The organism is Empedobacter sp. UBA1574 (assembly GCF_002322895.1).
GTDB classification, from domain to species: domain Bacteria; phylum Bacteroidota; class Bacteroidia; order Flavobacteriales; family Weeksellaceae; genus Empedobacter; species Empedobacter falsenii_B.
This window is the reverse complement of the sequence record NZ_DCOI01000028.1, coordinates 33,458-59,277: the sequence shown is the minus strand read 5'-3', so window position 1 is coordinate 59,277 and position 25,820 is coordinate 33,458. Positions and strand designations below refer to the sequence as shown.

Annotated in this window: 24 protein-coding genes; 16 read left to right on the top strand and 8 right to left on the bottom strand. The window is 31.4% G+C overall.

What is annotated here, in order from left to right; all coding sequences use genetic code 11:
• Window positions 1-259 precede the first annotated feature (259 nt).
• From B3578_RS08510 to B3578_RS08495, 4 genes are all read right to left on the bottom strand, one after another.
• A complete protein-coding gene (locus B3578_RS08510) occupies window positions 260-1,510 on the bottom strand; it encodes a hypothetical protein (RefSeq protein WP_286495714.1) in 1,251 nt (416 codons plus the stop codon).
• Between the two features lie 178 nt (window positions 1,511-1,688).
• Window positions 1,689-2,783: an LptF/LptG family permease gene (locus B3578_RS08505; RefSeq protein ID WP_291047838.1), complete on the bottom strand. Its 1,095-nt coding sequence runs from the start codon at window positions 2,781-2,783 to the stop codon at window positions 1,689-1,691.
• A 1-nt stretch (window position 2,784) separates the two neighbouring features.
• Window positions 2,785-3,915, bottom strand: a complete 1,131-nt coding sequence (gene tgt, locus B3578_RS08500; RefSeq protein WP_291047836.1) for a tRNA guanosine(34) transglycosylase Tgt — start codon at window positions 3,913-3,915, stop codon at window positions 2,785-2,787.
• Between the two features lie 111 nt (window positions 3,916-4,026).
• Window positions 4,027-5,328, bottom strand: coding sequence for an OmpA family protein (locus tag B3578_RS08495; protein WP_221856083.1), 1,302 nt, complete (start codon window positions 5,326-5,328; stop codon window positions 4,027-4,029).
• A gap of 172 nt (window positions 5,329-5,500) precedes the next feature.
• On the opposite strand from B3578_RS08495, the gene B3578_RS08490 reads away from it, so the two are divergent.
• On the top strand, window positions 5,501-6,403 hold the full coding sequence (locus B3578_RS08490; protein ID WP_221856081.1) for a mechanosensitive ion channel family protein: 903 nt from the start codon (window positions 5,501-5,503) through the stop codon (window positions 6,401-6,403).
• A complete protein-coding gene (locus B3578_RS08485) occupies window positions 6,403-7,659 on the top strand; it encodes a D-alanyl-D-alanine carboxypeptidase (RefSeq protein ID WP_219033816.1) in 1,257 nt (418 codons plus the stop codon). The genes B3578_RS08490 and B3578_RS08485 overlap by 1 nt, the downstream gene beginning before the upstream one ends.
• Before the next feature lie 49 nt (window positions 7,660-7,708).
• On the opposite strand, the gene B3578_RS08480 is transcribed toward B3578_RS08485, so the two are convergent.
• Both B3578_RS08480 and B3578_RS08475 read right to left on the bottom strand, forming a co-directional pair.
• A complete protein-coding gene (locus B3578_RS08480; RefSeq protein WP_114998668.1) occupies window positions 7,709-8,182 on the bottom strand; it encodes a DUF6702 family protein in 474 nt (157 codons plus the stop codon).
• 179 nt (window positions 8,183-8,361) lie between these two features.
• Window positions 8,362-8,790: a hypothetical protein gene (locus B3578_RS08475; protein WP_114998669.1), complete on the bottom strand. Its 429-nt coding sequence runs from the start codon at window positions 8,788-8,790 to the stop codon at window positions 8,362-8,364.
• A 135-nt stretch (window positions 8,791-8,925) separates the two neighbouring features.
• On the opposite strand from B3578_RS08475, the gene trmB reads away from it, so the two are divergent.
• Together trmB and B3578_RS08465 are read left to right on the top strand one after the other, a co-directional pair.
• The gene (trmB, locus tag B3578_RS08470) at window positions 8,926-9,603 is read left to right on the top strand and encodes a tRNA (guanosine(46)-N7)-methyltransferase TrmB (protein WP_219033815.1); all 678 of its coding nucleotides are present in this window, start codon (window positions 8,926-8,928) and stop codon (window positions 9,601-9,603) included.
• A gap of 94 nt (window positions 9,604-9,697) precedes the next feature.
• On the top strand, window positions 9,698-11,149 hold the full coding sequence (locus tag B3578_RS08465) for a M20/M25/M40 family metallo-hydrolase (RefSeq protein WP_291047830.1): 1,452 nt from the start codon (window positions 9,698-9,700) through the stop codon (window positions 11,147-11,149).
• Window positions 11,150-11,222: 73 nt separating this feature from the next.
• On the opposite strand, the gene B3578_RS08460 is transcribed toward B3578_RS08465, so the two are convergent.
• A complete protein-coding gene (locus B3578_RS08460; RefSeq protein WP_286495706.1) occupies window positions 11,223-12,578 on the bottom strand; it encodes an orotate phosphoribosyltransferase in 1,356 nt (451 codons plus the stop codon).
• A 159-nt stretch (window positions 12,579-12,737) separates the two neighbouring features.
• Window positions 12,738-13,202 (bottom strand): hypothetical protein, encoded by a 465-nt coding sequence (locus B3578_RS08455; RefSeq protein WP_286495705.1) that lies wholly within the window; start codon window positions 13,200-13,202, stop codon window positions 12,738-12,740.
• A 126-nt stretch (window positions 13,203-13,328) separates the two neighbouring features.
• On the opposite strand from B3578_RS08455, the gene B3578_RS08450 reads away from it, so the two are divergent.
• The 12 genes from B3578_RS08450 (at window position 13,329) to B3578_RS08395 (ending at window position 25,775) form a co-directional block, all read left to right on the top strand.
• Window positions 13,329-14,447: a C1 family peptidase gene (locus B3578_RS08450; protein WP_291047827.1), complete on the top strand. Its 1,119-nt coding sequence runs from the start codon at window positions 13,329-13,331 to the stop codon at window positions 14,445-14,447.
• Window positions 14,448-14,459: 12 nt separating this feature from the next.
• Window positions 14,460-15,464 (top strand): quinolinate synthase NadA, encoded by a 1,005-nt coding sequence (gene nadA / locus B3578_RS08445; RefSeq protein WP_291047825.1) that lies wholly within the window; start codon window positions 14,460-14,462, stop codon window positions 15,462-15,464.
• Complete coding sequence (gene nadB / locus B3578_RS08440) at window positions 15,464-17,029, top strand: L-aspartate oxidase (RefSeq protein ID WP_291047823.1); 1,566 nt, start codon at window positions 15,464-15,466, stop codon at window positions 17,027-17,029. The genes nadA and nadB overlap by 1 nt, the downstream gene beginning before the upstream one ends.
• Window positions 17,029-17,919 (top strand): hypothetical protein, encoded by an 891-nt coding sequence (locus tag B3578_RS08435; protein WP_291047821.1) that lies wholly within the window; start codon window positions 17,029-17,031, stop codon window positions 17,917-17,919. Before nadB ends, B3578_RS08435 begins: the two co-directional genes overlap by 1 nt.
• The gene (gene nadC, locus B3578_RS08430; protein ID WP_291047819.1) at window positions 17,919-18,782 is read left to right on the top strand and encodes a carboxylating nicotinate-nucleotide diphosphorylase; all 864 of its coding nucleotides are present in this window, start codon (window positions 17,919-17,921) and stop codon (window positions 18,780-18,782) included. The genes B3578_RS08435 and nadC overlap by 1 nt, the downstream gene beginning before the upstream one ends.
• Before the next feature lie 465 nt (window positions 18,783-19,247).
• Complete coding sequence (locus B3578_RS08425; protein ID WP_291047817.1) at window positions 19,248-21,764, top strand: TonB-dependent receptor; 2,517 nt, start codon at window positions 19,248-19,250, stop codon at window positions 21,762-21,764.
• Window positions 21,765-21,845: 81 nt separating this feature from the next.
• Entirely contained in the window at window positions 21,846-22,802 is a 957-nt protein-coding gene (locus B3578_RS08420; protein WP_291047815.1) for a S66 peptidase family protein, read from the top strand.
• On the top strand, window positions 22,789-23,424 hold the full coding sequence (upp, locus tag B3578_RS08415; RefSeq protein WP_180905396.1) for a uracil phosphoribosyltransferase: 636 nt from the start codon (window positions 22,789-22,791) through the stop codon (window positions 23,422-23,424). The genes B3578_RS08420 and upp overlap by 14 nt, the downstream gene beginning before the upstream one ends.
• A 9-nt stretch (window positions 23,425-23,433) precedes the next feature.
• A complete protein-coding gene (locus B3578_RS08410; protein WP_114998692.1) occupies window positions 23,434-23,799 on the top strand; it encodes a YraN family protein in 366 nt (121 codons plus the stop codon).
• A 9-nt stretch (window positions 23,800-23,808) separates the two neighbouring features.
• Window positions 23,809-24,480: a DedA family protein gene (locus B3578_RS08405; protein WP_180905395.1), complete on the top strand. Its 672-nt coding sequence runs from the start codon at window positions 23,809-23,811 to the stop codon at window positions 24,478-24,480.
• A gap of 50 nt (window positions 24,481-24,530) precedes the next feature.
• On the top strand, window positions 24,531-25,169 hold the full coding sequence (locus B3578_RS08400) for a VTT domain-containing protein (RefSeq protein ID WP_114998694.1): 639 nt from the start codon (window positions 24,531-24,533) through the stop codon (window positions 25,167-25,169).
• 3 nt (window positions 25,170-25,172) lie between these two features.
• Window positions 25,173-25,775, top strand: coding sequence for a hypothetical protein (locus B3578_RS08395; protein WP_125349578.1), 603 nt, complete (start codon window positions 25,173-25,175; stop codon window positions 25,773-25,775).
• The last annotated feature ends 45 nt before the right edge of the window (window positions 25,776-25,820 follow it).

The following is a 25,820-nucleotide window of genomic DNA, read 5'->3' as shown; positions in this document are numbered from 1 at the left end:
TAAAAACTCAAATTATTTAAAATGCACAACGGGTACTTTATAATATTTTAAAACATAATGAGCATAATCATCACCTTTTTTGATATAAAATAGGGTTTTAAAATCTTTAGAATTTATATTTCTTTTTTCGAAAAATTTTTCACTTTCTTTAATTAAATTAGAGTGAATTATCTGTTCATTTTCACAAGAATTAAATAAGAGAAATGTAAAAAGTATCAGAATAAAATATTTCATATTGGATTTATTGTTTATAAAAATATTATTTTTTTATAAACTTTAAAATTTCGTTCGATTCTTTTGTTTTTATATAATAAATTCCAGAAGCTAAGCTTTGACAATCAATCGTTATATTTGATTGATTATTAATACGAACCGATTGTACACTTTGTCCAACTGAATTGTAAATGAAAAGTATATTATTTTGAGTATTTAATTGTGTTTTATCAATACCAATTATAATTTTATCATTCGTAATATTTGCTGATTTTAACCAGATAAAAGGTTTTGATTCAATTGATTTTGTGCTCAAATTCTCATGAATTTTAAATTGCATGACAACAGGTAAATGATCACTCATATTGTACAAATTAGTTCGTAGAGTTTGAGAGTAAATGCCCGTACAATCAGGATCTTTAACGTCTTTATTCAAACAATCTCCATTATTTCCATACGCTTTATAACTATCGTTTATAAAAGAAAAACGTGAGCTGTTTTTGAAATTTTCACTCATCACAATAAAATCAAAGCGATCGTCCAAACCGCCACTTGCCCCTGCATTAGTTCCGCTTCCAAAACCTATGTTAGAAACGCGTGTACTTTGTGTATGTAAATAACTAAAAGCTGGATTGTCTTGCCAATTTCCAAGTGCATTTAATGGATCAATCATCAAAATAGCATTTGCCGGATTGATAATTTCTTGATAAGCTGGTTCTGATGAATTATAAAAATTAAAATCTCCAGCAAAAAGAACATATGTATTAGGTTGCGTTAATTTTTTCAAGGATTTTGTGACTTCTTGCACCATTTCCAAACGCATTTGACGATTTGCAGGTCCTGTACTTGATTTTAGATGCGCAACAAAAACTTCTAAATGAATGGGATCGTTTGAAGTAATATTTAATTGAAAAGAATATTGATTGATGTCGCGATAAACTGTTGGGATTTTTTGTTGATTAACCAACGTCAATTTACGTGTATTATAAAAAACCATTGTTTGTAACGGATCATCTAATTTCGTTGTATCAGCCACAAAAAGTGCGCGAGCAAATTTATCAGGTTGATTTTGCAAAGATGTATTTAAGATTAAATCAGCGCCATTTTCTGTTACTAATTCACAAATCATAAATAAATCTGGTTTGTATTCGTCTAAAATATCTCTTAAGATCAATTGACGATTTTGAGGAAGTGAATTCGGAAATTTGAACACATTATAAAACATTGTATTTAATGTTTCTTGTGAAAAAATAGAAACCGAAAGGATTAAAAATAAAAGGAGTAAATTTTTTTTCATATCAATTGATTTTAGTTTTACACTTCAACTTTTTTTAAATCTAAGAAATTAATTTAGAATATTTTAAAGTTACTTATTATCAATTGAATAAAAAAAATATTCTTTTAATTAAAAATATAATTGGTTTAATATCAAATAAAAAATCCAGTTCTTTTCGAAACTGGATTTTTGAAATATTTTATGAACGAGCTCGTCTGAAATATAAAAACAAAGTTAGTAATCCGAAGACGATGTTTGGTATCCACGAGGCGACAAGTGGCGAAACATATCCTTTTTCGGAAAACGTAGACGTTGTTTGCGAGAAGAAAATGTAGACAAACGCTAACGAAATACCAACTGCAAGATTGATTCCGATTCCTCCACGACGTTTTTTAGATGAAAGCGATAGAGCCAAAAGTGTCAAAATAATAGTTGAAAATGGACCGCTCAAACGGTTATTTAATTCATTTTCGTATGTATTTACATTGGCAGAACCTTTTGCTTTTTGTTTCTGAATAAATTCATTTAATTCGAAGGTATTCATTGTTTCGGCAACATATTCTTCTGGTAAAATTTCGTCAGGAGAAGCTGGTAACTTCAAATTTGTATTGGCTTCGTAATTTAACTTTTCAGTTTTATCCTTGTTAATTTCGCGTGTGTAAACACTCATTAATGCATAAGTAGAATCTTTATCATTCCAATTAAAACTTGAAGCGATGATTTGTTTTTTCAACTCAGTCGAATCAAATTTTTGATACATAAAAGAACTTCCTAATTTTTCAGTTCTGTCATAACTATCCACAAAAACAAACTCATCAGGAGAAATTTGCGAACCGATACGTTGTCGTTTGTAATATTCTTCCTTGTCGTTATTACTCAATAAATGGGTATATTGGTATTTATTTTTTTTAATATTTGCCCAAGGTAAAACTACATTTCCTACTAATAAAGCGGAAATTGCTAAAAATATAGCAACCCAAATATATGGAAGTGTAAATCGATAAAAACTAATACCACCCGAAAGCACACCTACAATTTCGGTTTGCATCGTCAGTCGTGATGTAAAATAGATCACAGTGATAAAAACGGCAATTGGTAAAAAGGTGTTAATAATCCAAATAGACCAATAAGGGTAAAATTGGGTTAAAGCCGAAAAAGCTGTAGAACCACTATCATTAATACGTCCTAATTTTTGACTAAGATCGACAATAACAGCGATAGTAGACAAAATCAAAACCATGAAGATAAAGGTTCCGATAAAGTTTCGGATGATGTATTTATCAATTATTTTCAAACTACAGACGTTGTTTTAATTGTGGAACAATTTGTTCTTTCCATTGAGCGAAATCTCCTGCTAAAATATGCTGTCTTGCAACTCTTACCAAATCTAAATAAAACGCAAGGTTATGAACAGATGCAATTTGTTTTCCTAAAGCTTCGTTGGCATTGAACAAATGACGAACATAGGCTTTTGTGTAATAACTATCCACATAGCTAGTCCCGTTTTCGTCTAATGGTTCAAAACAATCTTTCCATTTTGCATTTTTCATATTCATAACACCATTCCACGTGAACAACATGGCGTTACGTGCATTACGCGTTGGCATAACACAGTCGAACATATCAACTCCTAAAGCAATACATTCGATGATATTCCAAGGTGTTCCAACTCCCATTAAATAACGAGGTTTATCTTGCGGAAGAATTTCTGTTACGATATCCGTCATTTCGTACATCACAGGTTCTGGTTCACCAACAGATAATCCACCAATAGCATTTCCTTCTGCACCGAAATCCGCAATATATTTTGCTGATTCTTGACGCAAATCTTTGAAATCATTTCCTTGTACAATTGGGAAAAGCGTTTGTTTGTGATCGTAATATTCAGGATTATTGTTTAACCAAGTTCTACAACGCTCCAACCAACGATGTGTCATGTGCATAGCACGTTTTGCATCGTGATATTTTGCTGGAATTCCTGTTAATTCATCAAAAGCCATAAAAATATCAGCTCCGATATAACGTTGAATTTCCATTGATTTTTCTGGCGTAAACATGTGGTAAGAACCATCGATATGCGATTTGAAACGCACACCTTCTTCAGATTTTTTACGACTTGTCGCTAAAGAATACACTTGGAATCCTCCAGAATCTGTTAAGATTGGTTTTTGCCAATTCATAAATTTATGTAATCCGCCCGCTCTGTGCAAAATATCAGTTCCTGGACGCAAATACAAATGATAAGTATTTCCAAGAATGATTTGGGCTTTAATATCTTCTTCTAATTCACGTTGGTGAACAGATTTTACTGTACCAACTGTACCAACTGGCATAAAAATAGGTGTTTCGATTTTACCATGATCGGTTTCTACAACACCAGCTCTTGCCTTAGAAAATTCGTCTTTTTTATCGATTGAAAATTTCATAGTGTGCAAAGATATTAATTGTTTAGCTTGTTGCGAGTTGGTTTCGAAAAAAATAACAAAAAAATAAGGATAAAGTTGTCTTTACCCTTATTTAGAAATTTTATGAAATGATTATTTTGTGAAACGTAATGACATTTTGCGGTCAGAAGCTCTTTCTGTGTCAGAAGCTGTTTCAGCTACTTTTGCAAATTCTTCTCCGTAACCTTCGGCAGCAATAACTTGCGCACCAACACCACGTTTTGTTAATTCAGCTTTTAAGTAATCTGCTCTTTTTTGAGAGATTTCTTTGTTTTTCGCATCATCACCAACTTTATCTGTGTATGCTCCAAGTTTAATTTTTGCAGTTGGATATTTTTTCAAAATTGCAGCAACATTATCTAATTGAATGTCAGAACCTGGTTCTAATTGATCTGTTTTACCAAAAACGAAGTTAACGTTATCGAAGTTGAACCATTTTTCTTTCAATTGATCTTCTGTCATTGTTGCAAAATCTGGCGCTTTGATAAATTTGATAATTTGATCTTCTAATCCATTTGCATATCCTTTCAATGCAACACCATCTAAATCGATATCAGATAATTCTTTTGGTGCAGCGTTTAGAGAATCCTCATTTAATGAATCAACCACAATTTCAGATTCTTCTGTAATAACTGTTTTTTCTTCGTTCTTATTACATTTTTTTAATAAGAAAAAGGCTGCTAAAGCAACTAAAATTAATGGGATTAACCATTTCCAAAAACCTCCACCACCATTGTTATTATGAGTTTCTGCATAAGCATCAACTGGCGCTACATATGGTTTTTCTTCTGGTTCTACATCAACTACTTTTCTTGTTTCTGTAATAGTTTCAGTTATATGATCTTTTGCAACATCTATAGTTTCAGTAATTTTAGGCGCATCGTTAAATATTGTTCCTAAACCTAAAGCTCCAAGTCCTAAACCAGTCGGAATTAATCCTAAAATTTTATCTTTAATTCCTCCTAAAGATGAAAAGAAATCAGCTTCTGTTACATTGTTAAATTCGGCTTCTTTTCCAATAGATCCAAAAGTTGTTAACGCAGTTAAGTCTAATAATTTTGAAGATGAACCTGTCGAAATTCCTGCATATTCAGCAATTTTAGAAACGATTGGTTGAGCATTCGAACCAAAAACAACATTGATTAATTCTTTAATCGTGTCTGGCGTTTCTTGTTCTGTCGAAATATTTGCTAATCCACGAGAAGCACCAAAAGATTTGATGGTATGAAATAAGCCTGTAGTAGAATTCTTTTTTTCTAAAACACCTCCTAAAAGAATAGGAATAAATGCATTGATTGCTTTAGAAATTCCCGATTCATTTTCACCTAATTCTGATGAAGTTTTCGAGATCAAATCTGGGGTAATATACCCTTTTACTAATTCAATAATGTTCATAGATTTTAATTTTTAATTATAGTCTTTTTTTAGTTGTAATTTGTTCTTAACGAATATTGTACCAATATTCAGATTTATTAAAATTAGTTAAAAAAAATGATAATTTTTCTATTTTTTTGAAAAGATGTAAGAATGGAATTAATTTTATCCGCTGAATTACTAAAAAAATATTATGCAAGAACAAGACAAGGTTGATAGTTTACAAGATGTGATTTCAACACCTATCAAAGATGTAGAATATATTACGAACTGGTTAATTACGAAAGGGTCTGAAGTGGGGTGGAGTTTAGTCTCTGCGATATTTACGTTAGTAATTGGTTTATGGTTGGCGGGCAAATTGAAAAAATTGATTGAAAAACGTATGATTACTCGTAATGTGGATCTATCTATTCGTACTTTTCTTATTCCGATTATAAATATTGTTCTAAAAATGATCGTGATAATGTTTGTTGTTTCACGATTAGGTTTAGATGCTTCCGGTTTAATCGCAGCACTGGGAGGAGCTGGTTTAGCAATTGGTTTAGCTTTGCAAGGGTCTTTGTCAAATTTTGCAGCGGGAATTCTAATTATTATTTTCAAACCGTTTAAAGTAGGAGATTATATTGTTTCACAAGGAAATGAAGGAACTGTCGAATCAATCAGTTTATTAAATACAGTGATTGCTACTGGAAAAGGGCAGGTTGTGACGCTACCAAATGCAAATTTGTTTAATAATCCAATTACCAATTATTCCGTCAAAGAATATCGTCGATTAGATGTGAATGTTGGTATTTCTTATGATGATGATTTTGACAAAGCGCGCGAAGTTTTGTTGAATGTTTTAGAGAAAAATGAATTGGTTGATGATACACAATCTAAAACGGTTGAGATTTTAGAATTTGCAGCAAGTTCTGTGAATTTGGCTGTGCGTTGTTATGTGAAGAATAGTGATTATTGGACGGCTTATTGGCAATTGTATCGCGCGGTGAAATATGCATTAGACGATAATAATATCTCGATGCCTTATCCGCATACAGAGATGATTATTAAGAATGATAGTAATTCGCCAACAGTTCCTTTCGATAATAAAGATTAATGAAGTATTTACTTACTATATTATCAATTTTTTCGTCTGTGCATCTATTTGCGCAGATCGAATTAATTGAGAAACATCTCAATTCTGATTTCTATTCCACTCAATTCACAGGATTTTATTTGTATGATCCAATCACGAAAGAAGAAATCTATAATTATAACGGGAATAAATTTTTTATTCCAGCATCAAATACCAAAATTTTTACGTTGTATACAGCAATGAAAATGTTGAACGATTCTATCCCTGCATTCAAATATCAGTTGATTGGTGACGAATTGCATATCGAAGGAACTGGAGATCCAACTTTTTTGCATCCAAAATATAAAAATACACGAGCGGTAGATTTTTTGAAAAATAATGGTTCTAAAATTGTTTTTCATTGGAATAATTTCGACGAAGAATCTTTTCTACCAGGTTGGACTTGGGACGATTTTAGAAAAGATTATGCACCAGAAAGAAGTCAATTTCCAATTCATGAAAATTTAGTTTCAATTTCGAAAAATGGAAGTTCAATCAAAACATTTCCGACATATTTTGAAGAATTAACAGAAATTAGAGAAATGCCAGAGCCGAGGAATTTTTATGATAATAAATTTTATATCAGTAATAAAAAACGAACAGAAAAAGTTCCTTTTATAGTGAATGAAACGGTGATAGAAAAATCGTTGTCGCAAATTTTGGGTAAACCTGTTGATATGGTCAAAACGCCAATGATCAATAATCCGAAAGTGTTTTATAGTCAGAAATCAGATGATGTTTACCGCGAAATGATGGAAAATAGCGATAATTTTTTGGCGGAACATTTATTGATTTTAGCTTCGAGTACTTTACCAGGAAAATTGAGCGCTTCTGAAACGATTACCTTTTCTAAAAGATATTTGTTGAATGATTTGAAACAACAACCAGAATGGTTTGACGGTTCGGGATTATCGCGTTATAATTTGTTTACACCGCAAAGTTTTGCTCAAGTTTTGGGGAAAATGTACAACGAATTTCCCGAGCAACGTTTGTTTTCTATTTTCCCAATAGGTGGTAAAACTGGAACAATCAAAAATAGATACAAAGATTCGGCGCAACCTTATATTTATGCCAAAACAGGAACGTTGAACAATAATGTAACGTTGAGTGGTTATTTGAAAACGAAATCTGGAAGAACGTTAATTTTTAGTTTGATGAATAATAATTCGATCAAAGATTTATCTTGGATTCGAAATGAGAACGAAAAGTTATTACGAATTATTAGAGATAATTATTAAGCATATTTGAAATAAAAAAGCCTTCCGATTTCGGAAGGCTTTTGCTTTATTAGAAAGACATCTTTACGGTGTCGTTATTTCCTGTTAATACTTTTGTGTCTTTTTTATTTTTGACATCAAAAGTTACAATGTTTTGTTGATCATTAAAAATATCTGTCAACAAAGCTACTTTTAGTTCTATCGAGCTGATATTAGAAATTTTATCAAACTTAAAAAAAACTCGTGTCGATTTATCATTTACCTGATAACCATAATAAGAAGTTCCCAAAGCTTTACCATTTACTTTTACATCAACTTTACTATTTACATACGCTTTCAACTTGTTTTCGAAGTTAGATTTGTTTGAAACATCAGCACCAACTGCTTTTTCCAACTGATTGGTAAATGTACGCGCAGTGATATTTAAAGTTCCAGTTTCTTGTTCGTAATCAACCTTGATATTTGCTGTATGAAAATCTTGAGCGTTTAGGTTAAAAGTTACTAAAACCAAAAGCAAAGAGAATAGATATTTTATGTATTTCATTTTATTTCTTAGTTTGTACAAGTCTATTTCAAATCGAGTGCCAAAGATTCTTAAAATTTAAAAGAAAGCTTTAGCGACTTGTTAATAACGAAATTAGAATAAAAAAATTATAAATCACATAAAAATATAAAAAGAGTATTAAGTTATTAATACTCTTTTTAGTGAAATTATTCTAATTTTTAAACTAACCAAAGTTGATTTTGGTATAAAAAGAAAACTCCTAAAGCTACTAATAGAAATGAAACTATTGCAAAAATAGGGACGCTCATTGGTACAGTTATAGAGCGTTTTAGTTTTGCATTTGCAATCGTCATAAAAATAACAGCAGAAATCATAATTAATGGATGTTCCATCAACTTAAATCTTAAAATATCGTTTTTCATAATGTTTTCTGCCCCAGAAACATCAACAGCCAATTTTATTAAATTTACTAATCCAAGTAATAATTGAACGTGAAAAGTAATGGTTGTAAATAACCCGATTTTTTTTATTGTTGCGTTTGTATCTTTTTTAGAAATCGCATAAATTAATGTTGAAATCACAAAGATAACGCCCATCAAAATCACAAGATAAGCCCAGCCACTATGAAATTGTTTGATAAAATCCATTTTTCTAATTTTAGTTTTTCAATACAAAAATAACAAACCTTTTTACATAAATACTATTTGATGATATTTATGTGTTTTCAGAACAGTTTTTTAGATTAATCAAAATCTCGTAATTTCGCGCAAAATATATCCGAAATGGGAAAAGATAAAATCAGAAGATTTAACGAAAATAAAACTTTTCAGAATGTTGTTCAACCAACACGAGAAGAGGCAATTAACGAGTTTGCATTAAAAGGAAATTGGAACAAAGAATTTTTCAAGAACGACAAACCAATTGTGTTAGAACTTGGGTGCGGAAAAGGAGAATATACAGTTGCAATGGCGCGTCGTGACAAGGATCGTAATTTTATCGGAGTAGATATTAAAGGATCAAGATTTTGGCGTGGTGCTAAGACTTGTTTGGATGAAGGAATTGAAAATGCTGGATTTCTTCGAACTCAAATCGAAATTATCGATCATCTTTTTGCAGAAAATGAAGTGAGCGAAATTTGGATTACTTTCCCAGATCCACAAATCAAATACAGAAGAACAAAACATCGTTTAACAGATCCTGAATTTTTGAGACGTTACAATACCATCTTAAAACCTGAAGGAACAGTTAATTTAAAAACGGACTCTGAATTTTTACACGGATATACACATGGTGTTATTCACATCGAAGGACACGAAGTTATTCGTTCTACACACGATGTTTATCACCCAGATCATTCAGATATTCCAGAAATTGTAACAGCTGTACAAACATATTATGAATCGAAATTTTTGGAAGAAGGTAAAAAGATTACCTATATAAAATTTCAATTAAAATATTAATAAAAAAATCCATCGAAAGATGGATTTTTTTGTTTTGATAAATACGATAAATCATTATTAATCATATATTTGTTTTACACTAATATGATTTTTTATGAAAACTAAACTTTTACTACTTACCACATTTTTATTGAATGGGCTTTATTCTTTTGCGCAAACCAGAGAAAACTTCATTTTTGCGACAATGGAGACTGAGAATGCCGCTTTTTTACAAAAAAATCATGCGGATTCTATTGAAATAATTTCTTCAAAAAATAATTTTTCTGCTATTTATTTTCATCCAGAAATTGCTGAAAGTTTACATGGAAAATTTGCGCATGGACATGCTTATATTTTTAGAAATTCGAAAGAAGATGCACTAGAATCACTTCAAGAAAAGCCATCTCAGAAAAAAGCACCTTTCAATTATACAATATCAGAACAAGCTTTTATAACTACGGCATTGAATGATGTTGATGTCAAAGAAATTGAGAAAACAATTTTGATGTTAGAAGATTTCAAAACGCGTTATCATACACGACAAGAAGCAAATAATGCGGTTCTTAAATTGAAAGAAGTTTGGGTGAAAATGATTGCTGATGCAGGACGAACTGACGTATTTGTAAGAATCGTTGATCATGTGAATACGCCAATGAAGTCGTTGATTTTGACTTTTAATGGAATTGAAAAGAAAGATGAATTTGTGATTATTGGAGGTCATGCCGATTCGACTGTTGGTTGGAATGCAAATCAAACTTTTGCACCAGGAGCAGATGATAATGCATCTGGAATTGCAACAATCACCGAAGTTTTGCGTGTGTTGTTAAAAAATAATTTCAAACCGCAACGAACTACCGAAATTATGGCTTACGCAGCAGAAGAAATAGGTTTAGTAGGATCGAAAGAAATTGCGCAGAAATACGCTTCGGAGAATAAAAATGTAATAGGTTATGTACAATTTGATATGACGAATTACAAAGGTTCTACGAAAGATGTTATTTTGATGACGGATGCTTATTGTGATGCAAATCTCAATTCGTTTTTGATGCAATTGATGGACGAATACAACAAAACTGGTTTACATCAATTCACGTATGATACTTCACAATGTGGATACGGATGTTCAGATCATTTTAGTTGGTCGGATAATGGTTTTGCGGCAACTTTACCTTTCGAGGCTAAAATGCAAGATAGCAATCCATACATTCATTCTGTAAATGATACATATGCAACTCTTGGGAAAACCTCTACGCATGCTACGAAGTTTACAAAATTAGGAATCGAATATGTGGTTGAAGCTGCTAAAACATCAACTTTAGGGACAAATGATGTTGATAGAAATTCATCTAAAATTTATATTTCAAACAAAACATTGAATTATCAATTAAATTTTGAGTCTCAAATTTCGATTAAAATTATTGATGCAACAGGACGAATGATTAAAACGATAAATACTGAAAATTCTAATGGAAGTGTAAATCTTTCTAACTTATCAGCAGGATTTTATGTCGCAACAATTCAAGATGATAATGGAAATAGTGTTTCGCATAAATTTATATTGAAGTAGATTTCTTACCAAATAAAAAACAAAAAGCAAGCTGAAATAGCTTGCTTTTATATTTTTGAAATTTATCTAAATCTTAGTCATTCAAACTTTGTAGGTAAGAAACCCAACCTAACGTTTGGTATTCTTTTGCCGCAGTTTTTACATCAGCAGCTTTGTAAATTCCACGACCAACAATCATAAAGTCTGTGTGGTAATTTTTGAAAACTAATTCTGGCGTATTATACTGTTGTCCTTTGCTATCTCCAGTCGAAGAAATATTAACACCAGGCGTAAACAATAACAAGTTATCAGGAATTTGGCGTTGTGCAACAGCTCCTAAAACATTTCCAGATTGTTCCGAAACATTAATTGCTTTTGTAAAGTAATAATCATCAGTCAATGTTCCTTTCGAAGACATTTCAACAATTGTGATAACTCCGGTATTTTCGAAAACTTTTAATGATTCTAAACCTCCAATTGGATGAACAGTTACTAAATCTGCCCAATCAGAAATTTTGTAAATCGATTTCTTAAATTGTAATTCTTGCGTATTTCCAATATCTCCAAACTTGCGATCTTCGAATAATAAGAATTCTTTTTCACGTGCGATTTTTTTCAACTCAACAATTAAGTTATCCGAAAAATCTTGAATAATATCTGAATGTAATTTTAACGCAACAATATGATCACCAACCTTTTTAGCGAAATCTGTAATTTCTTCAGAAGTAATTAAATCTGCAGAAGCAATTAAGTTAGATTGTTTTTTCAATGCTAATTCAACCAAACGTTTTCCAACTGGATGTACAATTTTTTTGTTTTCCAATGCAATACGTTGTTTTGCAGGAACCGCTTCTGGAGGTAGAGCTAAAAAGTCTTTGATTTTTTTCGCTTCATCATCACTTAAACGGTGATATTTATGTAAAATATCGATTACCTCGTGAATTGTAAATAACGTTTTCACATTGTAACCTTGTTCTTTCAATTTTTCAGATCCACCTTGCGCACGATCTAAAACAACCACCAAATCTTTTACACGTAAACCTTCGCGCTCAACTTGATCAATTGTTTCTAATAAAGATTGTCCAGAAGTAATTACATCTTCGACCAAAAGACAAGATTGTCCTTCCGTAAAAACACCTTCTACCATACGTTTAGTACCGTAACCTTTGTTTTCTTTACGTTTGATAATCAAAGGAATATTCGATGTTAAACTCATTGTAGTCGCCATTGGCAAAGCTGCATAAGGCACACCACAAATCAAGTCGTATTCTACATCTTCAACTAAATCTAATAAGTTATTTGCTAAAGTTTTTAGTAATTGTGGACTCGAAGCTAAAGGTCTTAAATCGACATAGAAAGGAGATTCTATACCACTTTTTAAAGTAAAATTTCCAAATTTTATAATTCCCAGCTCGTAAGCTTTCAATAAAAAATCTTCTCTTGGTTGCATCTGTGTAATGTTTGAGCAAAGTTAATAGGTTTTTGAGTCATTTATGGCATTTTAAGGGAAATTAATTTTTAGATGTATAAAAATTGAATATTTATACTAATTTGATTTATAATTTGTTCTAAAAGTGAAATATTATGTATTTAAAATAAATGAAAATTTTTAATTAATGTTATTTTTTATTGAATCAATAGTGCATCTTATGTTTTCTAAATCTTCTTCGCTATTAAATGTAAAATTATCACCAAAAGGATCAATAGCTCTTGATATAAAAAAGAACTTTTTGTTATTTATTTTGATATAATTTAAATATGGAAGTACAAATTGATTAATTTCTTGAACTTCATTAAGATTAAATGTTTTTTTTGAAAATACCTTTTTAATTGTAAGTTGGTTAATGTTATTATCTAACACTATTTCATTAATCTGATAATTAATCCGAATAAAAACACATAAAATTAGTATAAATGAAATACAAAAAATCAAGACATCATATTTATTTTTTGCAATTATTTCGTCTAAATAAGTGAAAATAATTACTGAAGTAAATAGAATTAATATGTTTAAAACAATTATAATAAGCACATTATAAAAACTATTATATTTTCTACTAATATATTCTTTCATTTATAAGAATTAAATATTTACGTAAAAATATAATTTTTATGTAATTCAGAAAAGAAGTTTTCGTTCTACATTTTATAATAAAACTTCATAAAATAACTTTACTTTTGAAATCTATACAAAACACAAATGAAAAAATATATAGTTGCCAGCATTGCTTTTGTAAGTATGTTGGTTTCGGCACAAGAAACGCCTTTCAAATTTACAGAATTAGTTAACAACACTGCGCTTCCAATTATTTCGCAAGGAAAAACGGGAACTTGTTGGTCATTTTCTACAACTTCTTTTTTAGAATCAGAAGTAAAACGATTGACAGGAAAAGATGTCGATTTGTCGGAAATGTACAATGTACGATATACTTATCCAGAAAAAGCATACAATTATGTTTACCGTCAAGGAAAAGCACAGTTTAGTCAAGGAGGTTTGTCGCATGATGTTTTAAATTCGGTTCGTAAAAATGGATTAGTTCCAAACGAAGTTTATGCAGGTTTTGCGAATGGAACAGATGTGAAGCATAACCACGAAATATTGGTAAAAGATTTGAAAGTTGGATTAGATTCGATTGTAAAAAATCCTAAAAAATATTTAACAGCAGATTGGAAATCAAAATTTGATCAAAAATTGAATGATAAATTAGGTGTTCCTCCAACAAAATTCAAGTTCGAAGGAAAAGAATATACACCACAAGAATTTGCAAAAGCCTTGAAAATAAATCCTGATGATTATGTAACCTTGACATCTTTTCAGCAAGCGCCTTATTATTCACAATTTATTTTGCAAGTGCCAGATAATTTTTCAAATGGTTCATATTATAATTTACCATTAGATGAATACATGAAAGTCTTGGACGAAGCGTTATATAAAGGATATACAGCGGCTTTTGATACAGATGTTTCTGAAAAAACATTTTCTAAAAAGTATGGAATGGCAATTTGGCCTTCAGAAGGTTTAGAATCAGATTATTTTGTTCAGATTTTACCTGAAAAATGGGTTTCTGCTGATGAGCGTCAAGCTGCTTTTGAAGATTATTCGACAGAAGATGACCATTTAATGCATATTACAGGAATTTTGAAAGATCAATTGGGAAATCAATATTATGATGTAAAAAATTCTTGGGGAACAACAGATTTAGGAAATAATGGACACATTTATATGTCGAAACCATTTTTCAGAATGAAATCAATTGCTTTTACAGTGCACAAAGATGCGTTGTCAAAAGAAGTGAAAAAGCAATTAGGTATAAAATAAAATCACTCACAAATGAATACATTAGAACAAGCGATAGAAAAGTTAGATTATAAAGGTTATTTGGATGTTGAAATTCCAAAAGGAACTGATTTAATTGCGGAAATCAATAAATTACGCAAAGAGAAAAATGCAATGATTTTGGCGCATTATTATCAGTCAGGAGAAATTCAGGATTTAGCAGATTATTTAGGTGATTCGTTACAATTGGCGCGTGCTGCTGCAAAAACTGAAGCTGATATGATTGTTTTTTGTGGTGTTCATTTTATGGCAGAAGCTGCAAAGATTTTGAACCCTTCTAAAAAAGTTGTTTTACCCGATACAAAAGCGGGTTGTTCTTTAGCAGATTCTTGTTCGGCAGAAGGTTTACGTGGTTTGCGTGAGCAACATCCAAATGCGATTGTCGTGAGTTATATCAATTGTGATGCGGGTGTTAAAGCGGAATCAGATATTATTGTTACTTCTTCTAATGCGGAAGCGATTATTAATTCGTTGCCAGAAGATCAAGAAATTATTTTTGCGCCAGATCGTAATTTAGGTCGATACTTAAATCAAGTTTGTAATCGTAAAATGATTTTGTGGGACGGAGCTTGTATCGTGCACGAAGCTTTTTCTTTGGAAAGAATTGCACAACAAATGGCTGATCATCCAAATGCAAAATTAATTGCGCATCCAGAAGCGCAAGAAGATTTATTGAAATTCGCACATTTTATTGGTTCAACTTCTCGTTTATTAGATTATGTGGTAGAAAATGATGCACAAGAATTTATTGTGGCAACGGAAGAAGGAATTTTACACGAAATGCAAAAACTTGCTCCGAATAAAACATTAATTCCAGCATTAGTTCAAGATGAATCGTGTAATTGTTCTGAATGTTTTTACATGAAATTATCAACATTAGAAAAATTATATCTGTGCATGAAATATGAATTGCCAGAAATTCAAATAGAAGAAGAATTGCGAGTTAAAGCGTTAGCTGCAATTAATAGAATGTTAGATTTATCAGAAAAAATCAAATAATGGCTATTCAAGATGTATTAGTCATTGGTTCTGGAATTGCTGGACTTTCGTATGCGTTGAAAATCGCGATTCGAAATCCTGATGCGAAAATTACCATTGTAACCAAAGCAAATAAAGACGAAACCAATACGAAATATGCGCAAGGCGGAGTAGCTGTTGTGAGCGATTTCGAGAAAGATAGTTTCGAGAAACATATCGAAGATACGCTTCGTGCAGGAGATGGTTTGTGTAAGTTAGAAGCGGTTGAGGTTGTCGTAAAAGAAGCACCAGAACGTATCAATGAAATTATAGATTGGGGCGTTCGTTTTGATAAAAATAACGAAGGAATTTATGACCTTGGTCGTGAAGGTGGACATACCGAAAACAGAATTGTTCATCATAAAGATGTGACAGGTTGGGAGATTGAGCGCGCGATGTTAGAAGCGATCAAAGAATATCCAAATATTCAGGTTTTTACGCATCATTTTGTAGTAGATTTGATTACAGAACATCATTTGAATCGTGATATAGCACAGAAAACAACATGTTTTGGTGCATATATTTTAGATTTGAATACAGATAAAGTTGAACAACATTTAGCCAAAGTAACTTTGTTAGCAACAGGCGGAGTTGGTCATGTTTATAAAAATACGACGAATCCAATTATTGCAACAGGAGATGGAATTGGGTTGGCTCGACGTGCAAAAGCAACCGTTTCGGGAATGCAATTTATTCAGTTTCATCCAACGGCTTTTTACAGCGAATTTGATGGACAGTTATTTCTGATTTCGGAAGCAGTTCGTGGTTTTGGTGCGAAGTTGCGTACGAAAGATGGCCAGTTGTTTATGCACAAATATGATGAACGTGAAGAATTGGCTTCTCGTGATATTGTGGCGCGTGCGATTGATAATGAAATGAAATTGCGCGGAGATGATTATGTTTATATTGATTGTCGACACTTAGAGAAAGAAAAATTCTTGGAACATTTCCCTAATATTTACGAAAAATGTAAATCCGAAGGCTACGATATGTTTACCGAATTGGTTCCGGTTGTTCCTGCTTCGCATTATTTGTGTGGTGGAATTGACGTCGATTTAGAAGGAAAAACATCTATCGAGAATTTGTTTGCGGTTGGCGAATGTTCTAATACGGGTTTACATGGTGCAAATCGTTTGGCTTCGAATTCGTTGTTAGAAGCGATGGTTTTTGGTCATCGTGCAGCGTTAAAAACGGTCGATTTATTAAATGATAATCAATTTTCGATTTATAATTTTGAGTTTCCAGAATGGAACGAAGAAGGCATGAAAGTGCAAGAAGAATTAGTATTGATTTCTTATTTACGCAAACAATTACAAGCGATGATGAGCGAATTGGTCGGAATTGTACGAAGCGATAATCGTTTGCAAATTGCACAAAATCGTATCAATGAAATTGAGATAATGGTCAACGAAATTTATTATTTTACGATTGTTTCACCTAAAATTTTAGAACTTCGAAATTTGGTTGATGTCGCACATTTAATCATTGAGCAAAGTATCAATCAAAAAGAAAATCGAGGAACTTTTTACAACAAAGATTTTAATTAATGAAGAAGTTATATCTGTTCGTTACATGTTTTGCAATGAGTTTTTCTTTTGCTCAAAATTCGAAAGAAAAACAAAACGTAAGTTTGACTTCTGGTAAAGAATCCAAGAAAGCGGTTGTGTATTTTGGTTGTGAAAATTTAAAAGAAAATAGCGAGCTACAAGCATGTATGAACAAAAATTTGAATCAAGATATTCAAACTCAAATTTCATTCTTTTCTAATATTGCTGATTATCTTCATATCGAAACTGCTCAATCTAAATTAGGTTTTAAAATTAATGAAGATGGTAATTTTGGAGATGTCTCGACTGATGGTTCGAATCCAATTTTTAATAGTGTAGCATTGTCTAGTTTAGTTTTGTTGAATAATAAAATGGAGCGAGCTAATCTAAAAATAACTCCTGCAAAAGGAGTTGATGGAAAAGCAGTTGCAATGAAATATACAATGCCTTTACGTTACGAATCGGCAGAAAAAAATAATGATTTTGAGAAGTTCCCTTCGGAAAATCGTGTATTGTTTACTTTAAAAACTGATGAAGAAACGATTGAAGTAAGAATTGATAAAGAATTTAATTTAACAACTTTTGGTAATAACGGAAGTCGGGAATATTATTTAGGAAAGTTTTCTAATCTTTTCGAAATGGCTTCTATCGATCCTTATGCAACCGCTTTTGATGCGGCTTTCAAATCTGGAGCAATAGATATTACAAAAGGTAAAATTGATGACAAAGAATATAAACTTCAGATCAAAAATTTCTTCGAAAATGATCCTTCAGTACAAGTGTTGATTACGGTTGTGCGCGAAGAAAATGGTACTTGGGCCGAGTATTACGAATACAAAACCAAGAAAGAATTTAATCAATCAAAATTTGCATCCTTAACATATAGATAATGAATTTTCCTCCATATATCACACAAGAAAAATTACAACTTTTTATTCGTCAAGCTTTTTTAGAAGACGTTGGCGATGGCGACCATTCAACGTTAGCGTCGGTTCCGTATGATGCAATTCAAGAAGCGGAACTGAAAGTGAAAGATAACGGAATAATTGCTGGAATTGAATTAGCGAAAATTATTTTTGATACGTTTGATCCATCTTTAAAAATAGAACAATATATAAATGATGGCGATAAAGTACAATTTGGAGATGTTGCTTTCAAAGTAAAAGGATCTTCACAATCAATTTTAACTTGCGAACGATTAGCGTTGAATTGTATGCAGAGAATGTCTGGAATTGCAACTTATGCGCACGAAATGATGGAATTGGTAAGCGGTACAAATGCCAAAATTTTGGATACACGAAAAACAACACCTAATTTCCGAATGATCGAAAAATGGGCAGTTAAAATTGGAGGAGCAGAGAATCATCGTTTTGGTTTATACGATATGGTGATGTTAAAAGATAATCATGTCGATTTTTGTGGAAATATTACAAAAGCGGTTGCGCAAACCAAAGATTATTTGTCAAAACATCATTTACATTTAAAAATAGAAGTGGAAACGCGTAATATGGATGAGGTAAAAGAAGCTTTGGATGCAAATGTAGATTTTATTATGTTGGATAATTTTGATCTTGAAACGATGAAAGAAGCGGTTCAATATATAAATGGGCGAATAAAAACGGAAGCTTCGGGCGGAATTACAAAAGAATCTGTTCGAGCAATTGCCGAAACGGGTGTTGATTTTATTTCTTCTGGTGCGATTATTCATTCCGCTCCCAACTTTGACTTGAGTTTAAAAGCTGTTAAGGCTTGATTTCTTTAACATTTTAATTTTTTTGTTGTAGTAAGAATACTAAATAATAGATTTTAACGTTAGCTATATTGTATTTGAATAATTTATTTTGAAAATTTATTAGTATCAGCTTATAAATAAAAAAGTTATTGGATAATATTTTATTAATACTGATTCTAAATAGTGAAATTTTAATTACTTTTCTCTTTTTAAAATGAAAAATAACAATCTAAAACAAGAAAAAAATGTTAATTTTTAATGTTTTTATTATGTTAAATTTTGATTAAATGTTTAAAAATATTTAAAAATCTTCAATTTTTTTTCATGTAATTTAGTTTATTGTTTGTTTTTAAGGGGGGATTTTATTGATATGATAATTAATATTTAAGTTATTCAAGAAAAGTTTAAAAATTTACCATAATTTAACAATAATCTCATTTAAAGTGTAGAACTTTGCGAAAGTAAACTTTTAAACTATTTCAAAAGATGAGGTTAAACTCAACTAAGCTTTTACTTGTAGGAGCTTTTGCCTTAATGGCATCATTATCTTTCGCCCAAGTTGTTGAACCAACAGATTCTACAAAGGTTGAACAGGACGAAAACGTATCTTTAGGAGAAACATTAATCATTGGTAAAGGAGTTATTGATGTTGCGGAAAATCGTAAAACACCAGTTGCTAATACAATTATCACAAGAGAAGAAATTCAAGATAAAGCAGTTGGTAATGTTGAATTTCCTGAAATCATGAAAAATTCTCCGTCTGTTTATGTGGCTGACCAAGCTTCTGGATTTGGAGATGCTAAAATGTTTTTACGTGGTTTCGATCAGTCAAATACAGCTTACTTATTAAACGGACAGCCAATAAATGGTATGGAAGATGGTAATGTATATTGGTCAAACTGGTCTTCTATGACTGATGTTGCAAACGTTATTGACGTTCAACGTGGTTTGGGTTCTTCTAAATTAGCTATTTCTTCAGTAGGTGGAACAGTTAATATTGTAACAAAAGCAACCGAATTAAGACAAGGAGGATTTGTTCGTTATGTAGCTGGAAATGACTCTTACCAAAAAGCGACTGTAGGGTATAATACAGGAATGAAAGGTAAATGGGGAGCTTCTATTTTATTAGATTATTGGACTGCTCATCGTAAATATGCACGTGGAACAGGAGGAGAAGGACAATCATATTTTGTGTCTGTTGGGTACAAACCAAATGATCGTCACCAATTCAACTGGATGTTATTTGGAGCACCACAAGAGCATGATCAAAATTACTCTAAGCCTTTAACGACAACTTATAATAAAAATGGATCTGTAAACACTCCAGGTTATGATATGACTGGTCGTAAAGGTAATTCTAACTATGGTTTTTACAATGGAGAACCATTATCGTTAAGAACAAATTATTACCACAAACCAGTAACAAATTTAAACTGGGATTGGACAATTAATGAAAATGCATCTTTATCTACAGTTTTATATGCGTCTATGGGACGTGGTGGAGGAACAGGTAATTTAGGTAGAGGATTATTTAGTTTATCTCAAGATGGCTATAATGTATTTACTCAAGACGGGGCTATTAACTGGAATGAGGTTGAAAGATATAATAAAACTATTGCTGGAGGTATTGGTTCAGGAACATCTTCATCATCTTCTAAAGGGATGGTTTTGAGAGCTTCTGTTAATAATCATTTATGGTACGGAGGAGTAACAAACTTCAACTATGATACAAAAACAGGTTGGGCTTTTAACGTAGGAGCAGATGTGCGTTTCTATGAAGGTGATCACTTCCAGCAGGTTGTAAATTATTTAGGATTGAATGGTCGTCAAGAAAATAACAAAAATAGATCAAACAATTTAATAACTAATACATATAAAGCGAAACCATGGGCTTCTTTATTTAATTCAGCTGATAAAGAAGATCGTGTAAATTACGATAACTCGGAAAAAATTAACTATCAAGGTGGTTTTGGACAAGTAGAGTATTCTAATGACATCTTCTCTGCTTTTGTTCAAGGAGCTATTTCTAATCAGTCTTACCAAAAATTTGACCGTTGGAATTATAACGCTGACCACAAAGATGTTGTTAGTGGAGTTGTTTCTTATAAAAATGGAGAGGCAAAATCTAAAGTTCGCAATAAAACTGGATGGAACATTAAAGGAGGTATAGCATTGAATATTACTCAAGAAAACAAAATTTTTGTTAACGCTGGTAAATATTCTCGTCAAGCATTCTTAGATAATGTTTTTATGCAAAATACAGTTAGTTTCATCGATCCAGCAATTGATAACGAAGAGATCTTAGGTTTAGAGGCTGGATATAAATATATGACTCGAAACTTAAATGTTAATATTAATGCTTATTATACTAAGTGGGAAAATCGTGCAGATTCTTATACAGCAAATGGATACTATGTTGGTGAGGATTTTGTTCAACAAGATGTACGTTTCTTATTAACAGGAATTACTCAATTACATAAAGGTATAGAAATAGATTTTAATACAAAAGTTAATAGAGATTGGACTATTAGAGGATATGCTTCATATGGAGATTGGAAATATGATGGTAATGCTAATTATAGAATCCAAGATCAAAATAGTAGCTCAATTGTTATTGACAATAAACCTGTTAATTTAGATGGTGTAAAAGTTGGTAATGCTGCACAATTTACATTTGGTATGGGTACGAAAGTAAATGTAGCTAAAGGATTATCTTTTGATACTGATTTCAACTATTTCGCGAGACTATATGAAAATGTAAATGTAGTTGATATTGTAAAATCAGAACTTAAAGGCAATGATTATTTAAATGTTCCTTTAAGACCATATGCAATTGTTGATTTAGGTGCAACCTATGAATTTAAATTTGGTTCTCAAAAAATTAGATTCAGAGGTAACATTAAAAACTTATTCAATGATCAATACTTATCTCGTAAAGATGGTTATGGTTACTTCTGGGGATTAGGTAGAACTTGGAATGCAGGTGTTACATATAATTTCTAAGATAAATTTTATAAATAATAAAAAGACGAACTTTTATAGTTCGTCTTTTTTTTGTGTTTACCTTTGATGAAAATTTGTAAAATGATTCAGCCTGATTTTTTAAAAGAAGGGGATAAAATAGCAATAGTAGCTCCTGCAAAGCGAATGCTCAAAGGAGAATTAGAAGAAACAATTGAGCTCATAAAATCTTGGAAATTAGTTCCAGTTTTAGGGAAAAATATTTATGCCGAATATGATTTTGGTTATCGATATGCAGGCACAGATGAAATGAGAACAGAAGATTTTCAGTGGGCATTAGATGACCATGAGATAAAAGCGATTTGGTGTGCTAGAGGAGGTTATGGTTCTGTGAAAATTATTGATGAACTTGATTTAACGAAGTTTACTAAAAATCCAAAATGGATCATTGGTTATTCTGATATCACTGTTTTTCACAATCATTTTAATCGATTAGGATATCAAACTTTACACGCGGTTACAGCAAAAAAATTAGCAAATACCGAATATCATCCAACATCCTATCAAAGTATTTATGAAGTACTATTTGGACATGAAATTAATTACGAAATTCAATCACATGCTTACAATAATTTAGGCGAAGCAAATGGAGAATTAATAGGAGGAAATCTTTCGATTGTTTATTCACTTTTAGGGAGCGAATCTGCGATTACAAATCCTACGGATAAGATTTTATTTTTAGAAGATTGGTTTGAGAGTTGGTATGCTGTTGATCGAATGTTGATGAATCTTAAACGAAACGGAATTCTTACTCATGTAAACGCAATTATTTTAGGGAACTTTACGCACATGGATACGGAAGAAGAAAATGCTGAAAACTACAATCATCCATTCGATCCAAAAACGTATGAAGTCATTCATAGTTTTACAAAAAAAATAAATATTCCAATCGCTTTCGGATTTCCTGCAGGACATACAGGACACAATGTTGCGCTAAAAATGGGTGCAAAAGTTCAGTTAAATGTTACTTCAAATAATGTAACTTTGCATCATTATACAAACATATATGAAACAAGATAATTTAACAGTCATTTCTCACCCGTTGGTAAAAGCAAAAATTACGCAAATGCGTGATAAAAACACAACAACGAAAGAATTTGGTGAATTAGTAGACGAAATTTCAGGTTTGATGTGTTACGAAATTACACGTAACATCGAGCTTGAAGAAGTAGAAGTTGAAACGCCAATTACCAAAACAATCGGTTACAAATTAAAAGGAAATGATATGGTTATCGTTCCAATTTTACGTGCAGGATTGGGAATGGTAAAAGGAATTCATCAATTAATTCCTACCGCTAAAGTTGGTCATATTGGGCTTTACCGCGATCATGATACATTACAACCAGTTGAATACTTGTGTAAACTCCCAACAGATTTAGATTCTCGCGATGTGATTTTGGTTGATCCAATGTTAGCAACAGGAGGTTCTGCAATCAAAGCAATCGAAATTCTAAAAGAGAAAGGAGCGAAATCTGTTCGTTTGGCTTGTTTAGTTGGTTGTCCAGAAGGAGTGGAGGCAGTACAAAATGTTTATCCAGAAGTTCCAATTTTCTTGGCTGCTTTGGATGAAAAATTGAATGAAAATGGATACATCGTTCCAGGTTTAGGTGATGCTGGAGATCGTTTGTACGGAACAAAATAATTTTTTTGAATGAGTATTAGTTACGATTTCGGAAAAGAAGCAGAAGATTTTGCCGTTAATTATTTAATCCAAAATGGATACAAAATATTGGCTCGAAATTATTTTTACAGAAAAGCCGAAATCGATATTATTGCTCAATTTGAAAATGAGATTGTTATTATAGAGGTTAAGAGTCGTACTTCAAATTATGTTGCGGAGCCAGAAAGTTCTATTAACACAAAGAAGAAGAAATTGTTAATTCTTGCCGCAGATGATTTTATTCAGAAAAATAATTTTATTTCTGAGGTAAGATTTGATATTTTAGCACTTTTAAAAAAACAACAATCTTGGAGCGTAAATCATATCAAAAATGCATTTAATGCTTCGGAAATTTAATCAACTTTTATGGAAGTATTTATGAGTCTTTTTGACTTTATTATGCATATCGACCAACATTTAGCAGAGTTTGCAAATGAATATGGTTTGTGGTTGTATGCAATTTTATTTTTAATCATTTTCGTGGAAACAGGTGTAGTTGTGATGCCTTTTTTACCTGGAGATTCATTGTTGTTTGCGGCAGGGATGTTAGCTGCACAAGAAACAAATGATATGAATGTGTGGATTATGATTGCAATTCTTTTGGTGGCCGCGATACTCGGTGATACATTGAATTATACCATCGGAAAGAAAGTTGGTTACAAAGCAACTAAAGTTAAGATTTTTGGTAAAAATTTCATCCAAGAAGAACATATCAATAAAACGCACGAATTCTACGAAAAATACGGTTCAAAAACCATTGTAATTGCACGTTTTGTACCAATTGTAAGAACTTTAGCGCCTTTCGTTGCAGGAATTGGGAGAATGGGATACTCTATTTTCATTACATATAATGTGATTGGAGCCGTGTTATGGGTTGTTGGTTTAACACTTATTGGATACTTTTTAGGAAATATAGAATGGGTTCAAAATAATTTTTCTAAAGTAATTTTAGGAATAACAATCGCTTCTGTACTTCCAATTTTAGTGGAAATTATCAAAGAAAAGTTCGGCAAAAAAAAGGTAGCTGAACAAGAATAACTATAAAAACTTAACTCGACTTCGGTCGAGTTTTTTTATACCTTTAAATCATGGAAATTTTAGATTATATTCTACATATCGATAAATATTTAGAAACCATTTTGAATGATTATCAACATTGGTTTTACTTGATTTTATTTCTCTTAATCTTTATCGAAACAGGTTTGGTTGTCATGCCTTTTTTACCTGGCGATTCGCTTTTATTTGCAGCAGGGATGTTAGCTGCGGCTTTTCCAGCTCAACTCAATATTTATATTGTATTAGGTTTACTTTGGATCGCGGCAATTGCAGGCGACACAGTCAATTATACGATTGGGAAAACCTTAGGAACGAAATTAGTTACAACTAAAATTTTCGGTAAACGAATTATTAAAGATTCTGCGATACTAAAGACCGAAGATTTCTTTACAAAATATGGTTCAAAAACCATTGTAATTGCACGTTTTGTTCCGATTGTAAGAACGCTTGCACCTTTCGTTGCAGGGATTTCTAAAATGCATTATGGCACATTTATCAAATATAATTTTATCGGAGGAACAATTTGGGTTTTCGGGATTACATTGGCTGGCTATTTCCTTGGAACAATTCCATTTATCAAAAACAATTTCGAAATTGTCGTAATGGCAATTATTGTGTTTTCTTTGGTTCCAATTATTGTAGAATTCGTCAAAGAGAAAATAAAAAAATAAAAAATGAGTACAGAAAATTCGATTTTCATCATCTTACTTTTGTGGATAATCTTTTTACCAATTATTTTATTTATCATTGAGTCTCAAAAAGAATATAAACACGAAAATGATGAAGTTATTCGCGTCAAAATTGGTTTTTTAAGCTATATTTCAGTTTTTAATATGATTCTTTTTGCAATTCTTTGTCTTACTTTTTTATTTATAGCTTATCAATTATTGTTTGTGACAGATTTCATTTTAACTAACATAATTATTGGAATGATTTTTTTGATACTATTCTTTTTTTTTACCATTCCAGTTGTCAATACTTACAATCATCTCTTAAAGGAATCTAAGCGCGAAATTTATTTTTTCAGGAATAAAAAGGCTTTGTTAGTTGTAGAAAAAGAAACAGAAATTACTATTGATTTAGAAGATGAAATGATTGAAATCAATCACGAAGTTTCTAATAAAAGTTCTAAATATCAAACTGGTCATGGTAAATATAATTTTATTCAGAATGATGAAATTATTCCAATTTCAGATTTAATCAAATTTCCGCAAGATTTTCTTGATCAAAATAATATTGAACAAGTTAAAGTTTCGAAACTTTTTATTTGGATTTAGATAATCATTCAAATAATTCCTATCTTCTATTTTTAAAAATATCAA